Below are 15,359 nucleotides of genomic sequence, written 5' to 3'. Positions count from 1 at the left end.
AAGATCCCTCGCAAGGTCCCTCGCAAGCGCGACAACGGGGCCGTTGCAGGCCGGCCGCGAGGGCGTACCCTGGGCCCCATGTCCGATTCGCCCGCCCTCGTTTCCCGTCCCATCGTTCTGCCCACGGACGGACGCCAATCCACCATCGCTCTCGGAGTCCAGCGCGGCGTGCGCCGCCTGTTCGCGCAGCTCGGCCACGTGAGCCTGCCGGAATTCACCCTCGCCAACGGCCGGCGCGCCGACCTCATCGCGCTCGCGCCCGACGGCGCGCTCACGATCGTCGAGATCAAGTCGAGCGTGGCCGATTTCCGGGCCGACCGGAAATGGCCCGACTACGAGGATTTCTGTGACCGGTTCTATTTCGCCGTGCCGGAAACCGTGCCCTTCGACATCCTGCCGGAGGACCGTGGGCTGATCGTCGCCGACAGCTTCGGGGCGGCGATCGTCCGGGCGGCGTCGCACCATCCGCTCGCCGGCGCCCGCCGCAAGGCCGTGACCCTGCGCTTCGCCCATTCGGCCGCCTCGTTGCTCCATGCCCTGGCCGATCCGGACCGGGTCGCGGACGGGCGTCTCTGACCCGCCCCGCGTTCGCTTCACGCGTTTCCTGTGCAAGTCCGTTTTGAGAGCGGTTGCATGCCCGGTCGCCGAGCGTCACAGTCCCGCCCGTGACCGAATCCTCCGGTCGTGGGGGCGATCATGGAACAGGCCATCCGGTTTCTGCTCAGCAACTTCACCCTCACGCTCTTCGCCGTGGGGCTGGCCGCATCGCTCATCGCCCTGCTGCGCGGCCCGTGTCCCTGGACCCGCGCCACGGTGGTCGAGGCGCTCCTGTCCTGGTTCCTGTTCTTCTCGCTCGGCGTGAGCTTCCTGTACAATTTCGTCATGCACGTCTTCTTCTCGGAGATGGCGGCCGCCTTCATCGGCTGGCAGGCCAGTCCATTCCAGAAGGAGGTGGGCTTTGCCAGCCTCGGCTTCTCCGTCGTGGGATTCATGGCGTTCAAGGGAGGGAGCGGCCTGCGCGTCGCCGCCCTCGTGGGTCCGGCCTGCTTCCTGTGGGGGGCGGCGGCCGGCCACGTGCAGCAGATGGTGGAGGCGCACAACTTCGCGCCCGGCAATGCGGGCGTGATCTTCTACACGGACGTTCTGCTGCCGGTCTTCGGGCTCGTTCTGCTCCGGACGCGGTACCGCGAGGATCCGCGCCCCGTCGCGCGGGAGCCGTCAGGCGCGTTCTCGCGCTGAACACCGGCACATGGTCGAGGGCCTGACGCTCCGGGACTCAGCGGGGCGCGCGCTTGGCGAGGATCCGCTGCAGGGTTCGGCGGTGCATGTTGAGGCGGCGCGCGGTTTCCGAGACGTTGCGGCCGCAGAGCTCGTAGACGCGCTGGATGTGCTCCCAGCGCACCCGGTCGGCCGACATGGGGTTTTCCGGCGGCAGGGCGCGTTCGCCCGGCTGGGCCATGAGCGCGGCGTGGATCTCGTCCGCATCGGCGGGCTTCGCCAGATAGTCGAAGGCGCCCATCTTCACCGCCGTGACGGCCGTCGCGATATTGCCGTAACCGGTGAGGATCACGCCGCGCGCGTCGGGGCGGCGGCTCTTCAGGCGCTCGATCACGTCGAGCCCGTTGCCGTCGCCCAGGCGCATGTCGATCACCGCGAAGGCCGGCGGTTCATTTTCGATCGCCGCGAGGCCGTCCGTCACGCTTTCGGCCACGCGAACCTGATAGCCGCGGCCTTCCATGGCGCGGGCGAGACGGGTCGAGAATGGCCGGTCGTCGTCGACGATCAAGAGGCTCTTGTCGGCGCGATCTTCGAACGCGGCAGGCGCATCGGCCATCAGAACATCTCCTTGCATGGTGGGCTGAAACTCCCTCATGAGCGAGCCTGTCCGGCTCCTCTCTCATATGGGAATTCTTCCCCTAACCTTTGAGGGACAGCGTGGACTCTCCCTGCGGCGAAATTGCCGCACCTCGTTCAAACGCATGACGGGGCCAAACGATCCGTGCGATGGCCCCGGAGGCCGGCGGCGCGGTGTTCGTCAGGGTCAGTTCCGCCCCCGAGCGCTCGATGAGGGTCTTGGCGATGAACAGGCCGAGCCCCAGGCCACCGCCCTCCTCGCTGTCCTCCGTCCGCTCGGCGGCGCTGCGGGTGGTCACGTAGGGCTCGCCCACCCTGAGCAGGATATCGGGAGCGTAACCCGGGCCGTCATCCCGGATCTCGATGAAAACCTCGTGAGGGGACCAGAACGCCTCGATCGTCACCCGGCTTTCCGCGAAGTCCGTGGCGTTGTCGAGAATGTTGGACAGGCCGTAGACGACCCCGGGATTCCGCCGTCCCATGGGCTCCGGCCCTTCGCCCCGCGTCTCGACCTGCACGTCGAAGCCGACGGCGCGCTGCGGCTCGACGATCTCCTCCACCAGATGGCTCAGGGAGATGGTCTCCAGAAATTCCGATTCCTCCTCCTGACCCATGGAGGTGAGCTTGGTCAGGATGGTGCGGCAGCGCTCCACCTGCTCCTGCAGGAGCCGCAGGTCCTCGCCCACCGGGCCGTCCTTGGGCATGGCATGGCTCAGCTCCTTGGTCACCAGGGCGATGGTGGCCAGCGGGGTGCCGAGCTCGTGGGCCGCCGCGGCCGCGAGGCCGTCGAGCTGGGACAGGTGCTGCTCGCGGGCGAGGACAAGCTCCGTGGCGGCGAGCGCCTGGGCGAGCTGCCGGGCCTCCTCGGCGACGCGCCAGGCATAGATGCCCGTGAAGGCCGTGCCGAGCACGATCGCCGCCCAGATCCCCGTGACATAGAGGAAGGGAAGCGTGAAGCTCTGTGCGGGAGACCAGGGCAGGGGCTTGTGGGCGAGCACCAGAAGCGTCGCGCAGCCGATGGCGAGAAGGCCGAGCCCCAGGGTCCGCTCCGGGGTCAGGGCCGTGGCCGAGATGAGCACGGGCGCCAGGAACAGCATGGCGAAGGGATTCTCGAGCCCGCCCGTCAGATAGAGAAGCCCCGCCAGCTGCAGGATGTCGAAGGCGAGGAGCGCCGTGGCGATGTTGTCGCTGAGCCGGTGGCTCGCCGGGTACTGGATCCGCAGGAGCAGGTTGACCCAGACCGACGCGCTGATGACCAGGAAGCAGAGGGCGAAGGGCAGGGGGAAGCCGAGCCCGAACCGGACCCCGGCGACGGCGGCCGCCTGACCCGCGATGGCGAGCCAGCGCAGGCGAACGAGGGTGTCGAGGCGCAGGTGCCGGGCGTGGTGGGTCAGACTCTTCTGGTCGATCTTGGACATCCCCGAACAGAATAGGGTCCCCTGATCGTTCGCCAAGCATCCGCCTTTGGCCTATTTTCCTATCGAGGACTTCGGCAGTGGTCTGAAACCAAAGTATGTAGTTCGTTTTCGCAGAGGCAGAGCTAGTCTGTTGCAAGAATCTGAAGGAACTTTAATCTTAAAATTACGGTTGAGGATAAAGCCTACCGCATGATGCGAGAACCAGGCACCCGGCCTTTGGGGACACTTAGATGAATTTTTCCTATGTATGGTACGATACCGCGCATTGGCTTTTGAGTCCGGCTCGCGCAGCTTCCGATATCACCAAGCACTTTTTCGAGAACCCCGACAATCCCCTCACGAACACGCCCTACGGCCGGACCGTTTCGGCAGCCTGCGAATTGTTCGAGCGCACCACCCGGCGCTACGGGAAGCCCGCCTTCGACCTGCCCACCACGGTGATCGGCAACGAGGAGGTGGCGGTCACCGAACGGATCGTCTGGGAACACCCCTTCTGCCGCGTCATCTCCTTCGAGCGGGATCACGACCGGGCCGAGGACCAGCCGAAACTCCTGATCGTGGCGCCCATGTCGGGCCACTACGCCACGCTGCTGCGCGGCACGGTCGAAACCTTCCTGCCGACCCACCAGGTGATGATCACCGACTGGGCCGACGCCAGCATGGTGCCCCTGGCCGAGGGCCGGTTCGATCTCGACGATTACATCGACTATCTCAAGACCATGTTCCGGGACCTCGGCCCGAACTTGAGCGTGATGGCCGTGTGCCAGCCGGCCGTGCCCGTCATCGCGGCGGTCGCCCGCCTCGAGGCCGAGCACGATCCCCTCGTCCCGCGGGCCATGATCCTCATGGGCGGGCCCATCGACACCCGCCGCTCGCCCACCGCCGTGAACCGGCTGGCCGAGGAGCGCGGCATCGACTGGTTCCGCCAGCACTGCATCACCAAGGTGCCCCCGTCCCACCCGGGCTTCTGGCGCGACGTCTACCCGGGCTTCCTGCAGCTGTCCGGCTTCATGGCCATGAACATCGACCGGCATCTCACGGCCCATTACGAGATGTTCAACCATCTCGTGGAGGGCGACGGTGATTCGGCCGAGAAGCACCGGGACTTCTATGACGAGTACCTCGCCGTCATGGACCTGACCGCCGAGTTCTACCTGCAGACGGTCGAGACGGTGTTCGTGAACCACGATCTGCCCAAGGGCGAGATGATGCACCGGGGCCAGCCGGTGGACCTCATGGCCATCCGGCGCTGCGCCATCATGGCGGTCGAGGGCGAGCGGGACGACATCTCGGGCGTGGGCCAGACGCTCGCGGCCCTGGACTTGACCCCCAACCTTCCCTCCGACAAGAAGCTCTATCACCTCCAGGCCGGGGTCGGTCACTATGGCGTCTTCAACGGTTCTCGTTTCAGGGCTCAGATCGCTCCTCGAATCGTTGAATTCATTGAGAATCACAGCCGAGAACCAGCCCGGACGAAGCCGTCAAGGGCATCAGTCCGTTCTTGATACGTTCTTAGGAGCGGCAAACGGCTGCGCTGACAGAATCAGCCTGACAGGGCAGATTGCGGATATGAAATCCGCCCTGTTCCGCCGCGTTCCTGCGGACCCGCCCCATCTCAAAGTCGTCCACGAGGGCCAGACCTTCAAGGTGGCCCTCAAACGCCGTCCGACCGCCAAGCGGATCACGCTGCGCGTCTCCAACGCGACCGGCGAGGTCGTGCTCAGCATCCCCGAGCGCACGGATGTGGGGCTCGCCCAGAAATTCGCCGACAGCCACAGCCAGTGGATCGCCACGCGGCTCGCCAAGGTGCCGGAGCGGGTGCTCTTCGAGCCGGGCGCCCTCGTGCCTTTTCGCGGTGTTCCCCACCGGATCGTTCACTGGTCGGCGATACGCGGGGTGACCCAGGCCGCCCGAAGCGCCACCGGCGAGCCCGTCATCGCGGTCGCCTGCGAGGCCGCCCATGTGGCCCGGCGGGTGCGGGACTTTCTCGAGGCTGAGGCCAGGAAGGACTTCGCCGCCGCCGTGAAGAAGCATACGGCCCAGCTCGGGCAGCCGGCCAAGCGCATCACCGTGCGCGACACCAAGAGCCGCTGGGGCTCCTGCTCGGCCAACGGAGCGCTCAACTTCTCCTGGCGGCTGATCATGGCTCCGCCCTTCGTGCTCGACTACCTGGCCGCCCACGAGGTGGCGCACCTGCGCGAGCTCAACCATTCCAGCCGGTTCTGGAAGCTCACGCACCAGCTCTGCCCGCGCACGGACGAGGCGGAGGAATGGCTCAAGACCTATGGCAGCGCCCTGCACCGGATCGGGTGAGGGCTGCCGCTGGATCATCCCGCTTCCCGCAAGGACAAGAACTTTACGCACTCGACGTCATCACCGCCTTGTGCCGGTGATCCCGATCCGAGAGGCGTCGCGCTCAAAGCAATCGGGATGGCCGGGACAAGCCCGGCCATGACGGGCGGACGTCATTCCGGTCGGATAAGGCGGGGAAGGGGCGCGCCTGCCCAATCTCACTTGTTTCCATTGGACAATTTATCGGTTTCTTAACCGCTGCCCCGCAGACATGCCGTTAGGGCAATAGACCTGACCTTCGTCGATCCGGCCGCTTCCTCGAGAGCCGGACACGCGGCCGGTCTGCAGGGGCAAGATTCCAATGGCACTGAAAAATTTCTCGATCCCGCAGAAGGTGATTGCGGTCGTCTCCCTCATGGGCCTCGTCGCGGCGGTGATCGCCGTGGTCGGCTGGCGCGAGACCTCCAGGCTCAAGGACGCGATGGAGATCGTCGGCCTGCGCGAGGAGGCGGCGCGCGAAGCCATGGACCTGCGCGTCGACATCATCGCCATCAGTCGCATGACCTACCAGGTCGCCCAGCAGCCGACCAAGGCCTCCGACTTCGGCACCGAAGCCGAGCGCCGCACGAAGGAGATGCTGGGGCGGTTCAAGACGCTCGAGGCCGTGGCGGATTCCCAGGAGAAGGTCCTGCTCGACCAGATGCGGGGCTCCCTGAACGCCTATTTCGACGTCATCAGGGCCATGATCACGGTGGCGGCCTCCGGCAAGGGCGCCGATGCGGCCGTCATGAACGCCGAGGTGGACAAGGGGCTCGCGTCGCAGCGCAGCGTCACCGACACGGTGAAGGCCTACAGCACCTACACGGCCAAGAAGCTCGCCGACATGCGCGCGGCCGCCGAGGACAGCGCCAATCGCGCGATCCGGCTCCAGATCGGCGTCGCGGCCGCCGGCATCGCGCTCGGCGTGCTGATCAGCCTGCTGATGACGAAGGTCAGCATCGTGGCGCCCCTGCGCAGCCTGACCTCGGTCATGCGCCGTCTGGCCGACGACGACCTCGCGGTCGAGCTGCCTGCCGGCAATCGCAGCCGCGACATCGGCCAGATGATCGAGACCGTGCAGGTCTTCAAGGACCGCATGGTCCGCAACAAGGCCCTGGAGCTCGAAGCCATCCAGGCCCGCGAAGCCTCCGAGGTCCAGCGCAAGCGGATGATGACCGAACTCGCCGAAACCTTCGACGGCGCCGTCGGCGAGATCATCACGTCGGTGTCCATGGCGGCCAGCCGCATGCAGGCCACGGCCGAGCAGCTGACGAATTCCGCCCAGGCCACGTCCTCGCGCTCCACGGCCGTGGCGGCCGCCGCCGAACAGACCTCGGCCAACGTGCTCGCCATGTCGAGCGCCACCGAAGAGCTCGGCGCCTCCGTGGGAGAGATCAGCCGCCAGGTCGAGCAATCGGCCGTCATGTCGCGCGAGGCCGTGCAGGCCGCGACTCTGACGACCGAGATCGTCTCGCAGCTGAGCGCCGCCGCCGACCGGGTCGGGGCGGTCATCGACATGATCTCGGCCATCGCGGGCCAGACCAACCTGCTGGCATTGAACGCCACCATCGAGGCGGCGCGGGCCGGCGAGGCCGGCCGCGGCTTCGCCGTGGTGGCCACCGAGGTGAAGTCGCTCGCCGACCAGACCTCGAAGGCCACGGCCGACATCTCGAGCCAGATCGCCGCGATCCAGACCTCGACCTCCAAGGCCGTGGAGGCGATCGGCGGCATCACCCAGCGCATCCAGGCCATGAGCGACGTGTCCAGCAGCATCGCCGTGGCGGTGGACCAGCAGGGCGCCGCCACCCGGGAGATCGTCGCCTCGGTCAACCAGGCTTCGGCGGGGACGGGCGAGGTGACGGCCAATATCGGCCGGGTGGCCCAGGTGGCCGAGGAAACCGAGGTTGCCGCTCATCAGGTGCTGACATCCTCCTCGGCCCTCGTGGGCCAGGCCGAGCACCTGCGCAATCAGGTCAACGGCTTCCTGGCGACCGTCCGGGCGGCCTAGAGCACCGGACGGCCCCTCGGGTCCGTTCTGACCGATGCTCTCATTCAAGACGAAAGCATCCGATGGATCCCAAAAGTGCAACGCCACTGTCGGGTCCGAGGCTTCAGGGCCGCCAAATCAGATGACAGGCACGCCGATTCGGGCTTAACCGGGCGTGCCTGTCACCGACGAAACCGTTTCATGCTCAAACCCGATACGCTGGCCCTCACCGTCGTCCTGGCCCTGCTCACCGCACTCGGCCCCCTGTCGACGGACATGTATCTGCCGTCGCTCCCCGCGATCGCCGCGGGCCTTCACGCCACGACCGGGCAGACGCAGCTCACCCTGTCGGCCTTCCTCCTCGGCTTCGCGGCCGGGCAGTTCTTCTACGGGCCGGTGTCCGACCGCATCGGACGCAAGCCCGTGCTGCTCTTCGGGCTCGGGCTCTTCACCCTGGCGAGCCTGATCTGCGCGCTCTCGCCCAACATCGAGACCCTGATCGCCGCGCGCTTCCTGCAGGCGCTCGGCGCCTCGGGTCCCATCGTGCTCGGGCGCGCCATCGTGCGCGATTTCTACGAGGGCCCGCGCGCGGGCCGCGAATTGTCGCGCATGGGCACGATCATGGGCGTGGTGCCGGCGGCGGCGCCCGTTCTCGGCGGCGTCATCGAACGCTTCACCGGCTGGCGCGTGACCTTCGGCACCATGATCCTGTGCGGCATCGCGCTCGCGGCCATCATCCTCTGGCGCATGCCCGAAAGCATCCGCCGGAAATCCGATGTGCCGATCTCGTTTCCGGCGATCCTGCGCGGCTTCAGGCTCCTGCTCGGCCATGCCGGTTACCGGACCTATGTGGGCCTGTCCATGCTCACCTATGGCGGGCTCTTTGCGTTCATCTCCGGCTCGTCCTTCGTGCTGCAGAAAATCTACGGGCTCGACGAATTGTCCTTCGCGTTCTCGTTCACCTTCGTGGTGGCGGGCTTCATGACCGGCACCTCCCTGGCGCAACATCTCGTCGGACGGTACGGGCTCGACGGCACCATCCGGATCGGGGTGACGTGCCTCGCGCTCGGCGGCCTCACTATGCTGGCCCTGGTGCTGGCGGGAGTGCCGTCATCGCTGGGCATCAGCGCCCCCATGGCGATCTATGGGGTGGGCGTCGGCCTCACCATGCCGCAATCCATGGCCTCGGCGCTGATGCCCTTTCCGGATCGGGCCGGCGCGGCCTCGTCCCTGCTCGGCATCTGCCAGATGACCTTCGCGGCCGTCGTGGGCATTCTCCTCGGCCGCAATCTCGACGCCTCCGCGCTTCCCCTGCCGGCCACCATCGCCACCACGGGCGTGCTGGCCCTCGCCCTGTTCCTGGCCTCGGGACGGGCCCGTCGGGACAAGCCCGCCTGATGGTCCTTTCGCCGCCGGGGCGCCGCCGCTGGGAAGCCGCCCCGGATTCCTACGGGTGAGAGCCTCTCTCAGACAATGAAGAAGCTGGCATAAGTGAGAGCCGGCTTGGTGCCCGCATTGGTGAAGGTGGCGATGTGGATCTGACCGGCGCCGCCCGTACCATCGGAGTCGTAATAGAGCTCGCCTTTGGCTTGGTCGTAGATGATCCGGTCCTCTTTCCCCAGGGCCTTTGTGCCCAGGACGAAGTCGCTCGCCTTCAGGCGGCCGAGATCGGACGACTTGAACCCCGTGAAGCTGCTCAGGGACAGATAGACGCGATCGTACTCCGCGACCTTGAAGTCCTGGATCAGGTCCGGTCCAGCCGTGCCCGGCGTGCTGCGCTCGAACAGGAAGATGTCGGCTCCCTTGCCGCCCATGAGGACGTCCTTCCCGGCGCCGCCGCTTAAGGTGTCGTTCCCAGCTCCGCCCGAGATCGTGTCGGCGCCACTGCCGCCCCTGATCAGGTCGGAGCCGTCGGTCCCGTTCACCGTCTCGGGATTGACGTCCACGATCTTGATCGTGAAGTCCTTGACCTTCCTGACGGATCCGTCGGTGACCGAGACGGTGACCTTGAAGGAGGTGAGCTGCTCGTAATCGATCTTGGTGTTGTTCTTGACGCGCAGCTGGTTGTCGACCAGCTCCACGCGACCGCCACCGTCGTTGAGCAGGGTGTACGTGCGCTGGCCCTGGCCCGGAAGGGTCGACGACAGGGTGCCGATGGTCTGGCCGATGGCGCTGTGTTCGACGACCGCGGTGCCGGACAAAAGGATGTCGGCAGGAGCCGGGTTCGCATCCGTCACCTTGATGGCGATGGCGCTCGAAACCTTTCCGCCATAGCCGTCCGACGCGACGATGCCGTAGCTGAAGGTGGTGTCGCCGCTCACCTGGATGAGCGCCGGATCCCTGACCTGAATGGTGCCGTTCACGATTTCGAAGCGGCCGTCGGCGCTGACGCGCCCATCCGTTCCGCTGAGCGGATTCGTGAAGGCGTAGGCGATCGGATCGTTGTCGGCATCGGTCGAGGAGAGCGTGCCGGCGACCGTGTGGGCGGCCGACGTCTCGGAGATCGTGCCGCCGGCGAGAACGGGCGCCGTCGGGCCGTGGTTCACGTCCGCCACATGGATCGCGATCGTGCTCGAGGTGGTGCCGCCGTGCCCGTCCGTGGCCGTGACCGCGTAGGTGAAGGTCTGGTTGCCATCGACCTGAACGAGCGACGGATTGTTGACCACCACGGTGCCGTCGACGATCTTGAAGCAGCCGTCGGCGCTGATGAGGCCCGACGAATAGGGCTGGGCCCAGTCGAACGTGATGGTCAGGGCATCGCCGTCCTGATCGGTCGCCGTGAGGGATCCGACGGTCAGGTCGGTGGTCAGCCTGTCGGAGATGTCGCCGTTCGACAGAACCGGCGCGGTCGGAGCATGGTTGACATACCCGATCGCGACGGAATTCACCGTGGCGACGCTGGCCGCCGAGGCCGTCGCGCCGCGTGCATCGGTGACCGTGATCGAGAACGTGGTCGTCTCGACGGAGCCGCTCTCCGCCAGGGGACGGTCGGTCGGATTGAACAGGAGCGCGGTAACGGCCGCCCGCACCTGCGCGAGGGAGCCGATGACCGTGAACGTGCCCGTGGCGGCATCGTAGGCGCCGCCCTGGACCGGGACCAGCGCGCCCTTCCCGGCGTCGTCGAGCCGGATGCTCACGGTCAGCACGTCGCCGGCATTCGGTTCGTTCACGGCGAGAAGCGTGAACGGCGCCACGAGGTCCGTGTTCTCCGTGTCGGCCATCGTGAAGGTCTGCGGCATGAACGAAATCGTCGGAGCCCGGTTGGCCGTCACGCTCGTCACGGAGACGTTTGCGTTGGGGGTGGCGGATGCGCCTTCCACGTCGGTGAGCGTGATGGTGAAGGTCGTCGTCAGGCCGTTTCCGGCAGAATCGCTCGGTCGGTCGAAGGGATCGTAGACGAGGCCACGCAGGGCGTTCTGGACCTGCTCGGCCGTGCCGGTGACCGTGTAGCGCCGCTCCTGGGCATCATAGGTGCCGATGCCGAAATTCGTCAGCGCGCCGTAACTGTTGTTCAGGCTCACGACGGCCGTGACGCTGGCGCTGTCCGAATCCGTGATCGTGACGGACGTGAAGGGGCTGACGGTCTCGTTGTCGGCGATGGTCAGGCTCAACGGGGAGGCAAGCCCGCCGATCACGGGCGCCGTGTTGGTGCCCGCGATGCTGCCCTCGCCCACGAACCGGATGTGCTCGATATTGGCGAGCTTGGTGCCGTCGTAGTTGCGAACCGAGATGATGACCGTGTCGTCGCCGCCCGTCGTGCCGTTGAGCTCGACCGCCAGATCGCCGAGATCGCGGATGTAATAGACGTCGTTGCCGGCGCCGCCCGTCATGGTGTCGCTGCCGGCGCCGCCGTCGAGCGTATCGTTTCCGCCGCCGCTGGTCAGCTTGTTGTCGGCCGCGTTGCCGACCAGGGTTCCGGCGCTCGAGGCCGTATTGATCAGGTTTTCGAAACCGGCTTGGAGCGTGTAGCTGGAGAGATAGGTTTCGATCGTGTCGATGCCGCCGGCATCGACGAGCACGTCGTCGCTGTCGCCGGTCACGTAATGATCGTTGCCAAGTCCACCGACGAGCGTGTCGCGGTAGCTGTTGCTCCCCGAGAGCGTATCGTTTCCGTCGCCGCCCACAAGGGAGTCATTTCCGCCGAAACCGAGGATATAATCGTTGCCGTCGCCTCCGACGATCGTGTTGTTGGAAGCGCTGCCGAAGATCGTGTCGTTCCCGCTCGACCCGATGAACTTTCTCAAGCTTCCGAACAGCTTGTCCGTCGCGTACCGGACGCTGCCGTCATATTCGTCGACCCAGCCGTTCCCCAGATCAGCCTTGACCGCCGCGGCCGGGCGCGTGAGATCCTCGTAGGTGAGCACGGTGCTTGCGTTGACCTTGATCCTGTCGTTTGACGCGCGCGCGACCGTCGTGGACGCGATGGCTCCATGGACCGTGTCGGCGCCCAAGCTCGCGTCGATATAGGTCGACCCACCCGTGTAGAGGATGTCGTCGCCGAAGCCGCCGTCGATGGTGGAGGCGAGCGTAGCGCCGCGGATGGTGTCGTTGCCTTCGCCGCCCATCAGAAACGTCACCCCGGACAAGATGTCCTGGCCCTGGCCGCTGGCGCGACCCGCGGTGAGATCGGCATTGATGGCATCGGTGCCGACATAGATGACGCTTCCGTTGACGAGCGTGTCGTTGCCCGCGCCGCCGATGAGCGTGTCGTCGTTGCCGCCGCCGGTCAGCGTATCGTCGCCCTCGTTGCCATCGAGGTACCAGCCCTGCAGGGAATTGCCGGCGTAGATCACGTCGCCGGCGGTCGATCCGTAGACCTCCTCGAAATTCAGCAGGGTGTCGAGATCGCCCCACATGTCCCTGCCGGTGAGCGACGCGTAGGTCGTGCCCCCATACGTCCAGGCCGAATCGCTCAGATTGAGAACGATGCCCGCGCCGCCCGTCTCCTCCCGGTAGGAGAGGGTATCCCAGTCGATGCCGCCGTCGAGAGTGTCGTTCCCGGCCCCGCCGATCAGCAGATCGTTGTCGACATCGCCATGGAGCTCGTCGCCGGCCATTCCGCCCCAGAGCGTATCGTAGCCCTCGGCGCCGTTGATCGTGACCGATGTCGGGGTGTCCGGGCTGCCGAGCTCGTTGTCGTCGGCATTCCCTTGAATGACTGAGTTGGCCGCTAGGTTGCTCGGGGCTGCGTCCGGCACCAGAGCGGCAGGCAGGATCCCGGTGCTTTGGATGGATGTCGTCATGATCCGTTCCTCTCGTCGATGGTGCCGTCGATCCGCTTCAAGCGATGCGGATTATGACCGATGCAACGATGGATCATATCTAAACCATCCGGTGTGCTAGCTCCTTGGACAAAGAGGGAAGGTGCGGCAAAAACACACGATGCCCTTGCAACAATGCCAATTTCTTCAACCGCAGATAAAACTTTCCTCAAATTCTGCAACCCGAGGCTGCGACACGGCGGTCCCGCACCTGTCGCAAGGACAGGACCCGGACGGAATCCAGCTCACAGCCCGAACAGCTTCTCGAAGAAGTTCTTCTCGCGGCTGGCGCGTCGCTGCGGGGCGGGCTGGATCCAGGCATTGTCGCCGGTTCCCGCATTGGCGTAGCGCGAATCGGACCCGCCATTCGCCACCGGCACGTCGTCCCGGAACCGCTCGCTGCCCGGAAGCGGCACGGGCTGCTTGTCCTTCAGGGCGACCTTCATGAAATTGTGCCAGACCTCGCTCGGCAGGTTGCCGCCGCTGACCCGCTTGGTGAGCGTGCCGTCGTCGTTGCCGAGCCAGACCCCTGCCACGAGGTTGCCCGTGAAGCCCACGAACCAGGCATCCTTGTAGTCGTCGGTGGTCCCGGTCTTGCCCGCCATGGGCCAGCCGGGAACCTGCGCCGACCGGGCGGTGCCGACCACGAAGGTGTTGTGCATCATCTCGTTCATCATCGCGACCGCGCTGGCGTCGATGACGCGGCCCAGGCCGCCCGCGCCCGGGCGCTTGTAGATCAGCTTGCCGTCCGTCGTCTTCACCTGCGAGATCACGTAGGGCAGGACCCCGGTGCCGCCGTTGGCGAAGGCCGCATAGGCGCTCACCAGCTCGAGCGGCGTCACCTCCGAGGTGCCGAGCGCCAGGGAGCCGTTGGCCTGCAGGGGCGACGAGATCCCGAGCCGCTGGGCGGTCTGCACCACGTTCTTCGGCCCGACCTCCATGTTGAGCTTCACCGCGATGGTATTGAGGGACAGGGCCAGCGCGTCGCGCAGGGCGATCGGCCCGCGATACTTGCGGTCGTAGTTCTTGGGCGCCCAGCCGCCCAAATTGACCGGTCCGTCCTCGAGAACCATGTCGGGCGTATAGCCCCGCTCCACGGCGGTCAGGTAGACGAAGGGCTTGAAGGACGAGCCCGGCTGCCGGCGCGCGGTGGTGGCCCGGTTGAACTGGCTCGTCTCGTAATTGCGGCCGCCCACCAGGGCCTTGACTGCGCCGTCCGGCTGCAGGGCCACGAAGGCGCCCTGGCTCACGTTGAATTTCTGGCCCTTGGCGTCGAGTTCCTCCACCAGGACGCGCTCGGCGGTCGCCTGCAGGGAGGGTTCGATGGTGGTCGAGACCACGATGTCGGATTCCACGTTGCCGACGAAGTCGTCGAGCACGTCCATCACGTAGTCGGCCGCGTAATTGGCCGAGCCAGCCCCGTTCGCATGAACCGGCTCGGCGGGTGCGCCGAGGGCCGTCTTGGTCATGCCCGGCGTGATGAAGCCGAGCTCGTTCATGGCCGCGATCACCAGCTCCGCGCGGGCCTGAGCGCGCTCGGGATTGCGGTTGGGAGCGAGACGCGATGGCGACTGCACGAGGCCCGCCAGAACGGCCGCCTCCGAGAGCGACACGTTGCGGGCCGACTTGCCGTAATAGCGCTGGGCGGCCGCCTCGACCCCATAGGCGCCGGCGCCGAAATAGACCCGGTTGAGGTAGAGTTCGAGGATCTGGTCCTTCGAGTAGTTGCGCTCCAGCCAGAGCGCCAGGATGGCTTCCTGGATCTTGCGCGAGGCGGTGCGCTCCTGGGTCAGGAAGAGGTTCTTGGCAAGCTGCTGCGTGAGGGTCGAGCCTCCCTGCAGGCCGCCCTTGTGAGCCAGGTTGCGGTAGACCGCCCGGGCGATGCCGGTCGGATCGATGCCGAAATGGTCGTAGAAGCGCCGGTCCTCGATGGCCACGAAGGCCTTGGGCAGGTAGGGCGGCAGCTCCTTCAGCGTGACGGTCCGGCCTCCGGTCTCGCCGCGATTGGCGAGAAGCGAGCCGTCGCTGGCCATGATGGCGATGTTCGGCGGGCGCTTGGGCACCGTGAGCTGATCGATGGGCGGCAGCTGGGATGCGTAATAGGCCACCACGCCGCCGACGCCGATCACCCCCCAGAGGCACAGCACGAGCCCGGCATAGACGAGCTTGCTGAAGAAGGAGCGGCCGCTCTTGCGCTTCGCCTTCCTGGGCCTGGGGGGACGGCGCGGCCCGTCGCCGCCGTTCGAAGAAGCCCGCCTGCGCGCCATCGTTCCCCCTGCCCGATCCTCGGGCGAAAGGCGAAAGTCCAGCCCACCCGCTTCGCCGGCGGGCGCATCGAAGACCGGCTCCCGCCGGTCACGTCCGTTCGCCACCTCTAAAAACCCCGCATCGACATGACCGGTATATCGTCCGGCCTTTCATGCTCTGGAGCACCTTAAATGTGGCGGTTTAAGGGGCGGTTAACGGGGATTAACGCTTCCGCAGCGGAACTGCCGAGTTCGGGCGGCG

General features: G+C 66.5%; 10 protein-coding genes. 6 read left to right on the top strand and 4 right to left on the bottom strand.

Annotated elements, in window-relative coordinates; genetic code table 11:
- The first annotated feature begins 78 nt into the window (after window positions 1–78).
- Entirely contained in the window at window positions 79–576 is a 498-nt protein-coding gene (locus tag HPT29_RS00515; RefSeq protein ID WP_173947088.1) for an MmcB family DNA repair protein, read from the top strand.
- 120 nt (window positions 577–696) lie between these two features.
- Complete coding sequence (locus HPT29_RS00510) at window positions 697–1,239, top strand: DUF6790 family protein (protein WP_173947064.1); 543 nt, start codon at window positions 697–699, stop codon at window positions 1,237–1,239.
- A 37-nt stretch (window positions 1,240–1,276) separates the two neighbouring features.
- Here the strand turns inward: HPT29_RS00510 and HPT29_RS00505 are convergent, their stop codons facing one another.
- Both HPT29_RS00505 and HPT29_RS00500 read right to left on the bottom strand, forming a co-directional pair.
- Window positions 1,277–1,834: an ActR/PrrA/RegA family redox response regulator transcription factor gene (locus tag HPT29_RS00505; RefSeq protein WP_173947065.1), complete on the bottom strand. Its 558-nt coding sequence runs from the start codon at window positions 1,832–1,834 to the stop codon at window positions 1,277–1,279.
- Window positions 1,835–1,916: 82 nt separating this feature from the next.
- On the bottom strand, window positions 1,917–3,272 hold the full coding sequence (locus HPT29_RS00500; RefSeq protein WP_173947066.1) for an ActS/PrrB/RegB family redox-sensitive histidine kinase: 1,356 nt from the start codon (window positions 3,270–3,272) through the stop codon (window positions 1,917–1,919).
- A 230-nt stretch (window positions 3,273–3,502) separates the two neighbouring features.
- Between HPT29_RS00500 and HPT29_RS00495 the strand changes: the two genes are divergently transcribed.
- From HPT29_RS00495 to HPT29_RS00480, 4 genes are all read left to right on the top strand, one after another.
- Window positions 3,503–4,777, top strand: coding sequence for a polyhydroxyalkanoate depolymerase (locus tag HPT29_RS00495; protein WP_173947067.1), 1,275 nt, complete (start codon window positions 3,503–3,505; stop codon window positions 4,775–4,777).
- 64 nt (window positions 4,778–4,841) lie between these two features.
- Complete coding sequence (locus tag HPT29_RS00490; RefSeq protein ID WP_173947068.1) at window positions 4,842–5,585, top strand: M48 family metallopeptidase; 744 nt, start codon at window positions 4,842–4,844, stop codon at window positions 5,583–5,585.
- A gap of 340 nt (window positions 5,586–5,925) precedes the next feature.
- Entirely contained in the window at window positions 5,926–7,611 is a 1,686-nt protein-coding gene (locus HPT29_RS00485; RefSeq protein WP_173947069.1) for a methyl-accepting chemotaxis protein, read from the top strand.
- Window positions 7,612–7,791: 180 nt separating this feature from the next.
- Window positions 7,792–8,988 (top strand): multidrug effflux MFS transporter, encoded by a 1,197-nt coding sequence (locus HPT29_RS00480; protein WP_173947070.1) that lies wholly within the window; start codon window positions 7,792–7,794, stop codon window positions 8,986–8,988.
- Between the two features lie 68 nt (window positions 8,989–9,056).
- On the opposite strand, the gene HPT29_RS00475 is transcribed toward HPT29_RS00480, so the two are convergent.
- Window positions 9,057–12,833 (bottom strand): beta strand repeat-containing protein, encoded by a 3,777-nt coding sequence (locus HPT29_RS00475; RefSeq protein WP_173947071.1) that lies wholly within the window; start codon window positions 12,831–12,833, stop codon window positions 9,057–9,059.
- Between the two features lie 263 nt (window positions 12,834–13,096).
- Window positions 13,097–15,223 carry a transglycosylase domain-containing protein gene (locus HPT29_RS00470; RefSeq protein ID WP_173947072.1) on the bottom strand — a complete coding sequence of 709 codons (2,127 nt, stop codon included), beginning with the start codon at window positions 15,221–15,223 and terminating at the stop codon, window positions 13,097–13,099.
- Window positions 15,224–15,359: the final 136 nt, after the last annotated feature.

This window comes from Microvirga terrae, from assembly GCF_013307435.2.
Taxonomy (GTDB): Bacteria; Pseudomonadota; Alphaproteobacteria; order Rhizobiales; family Beijerinckiaceae; genus Microvirga; species Microvirga terrae.
Note: the sequence above shows the minus strand (reverse complement) of the source record. Positions and strands in the feature narration are given on the sequence as shown.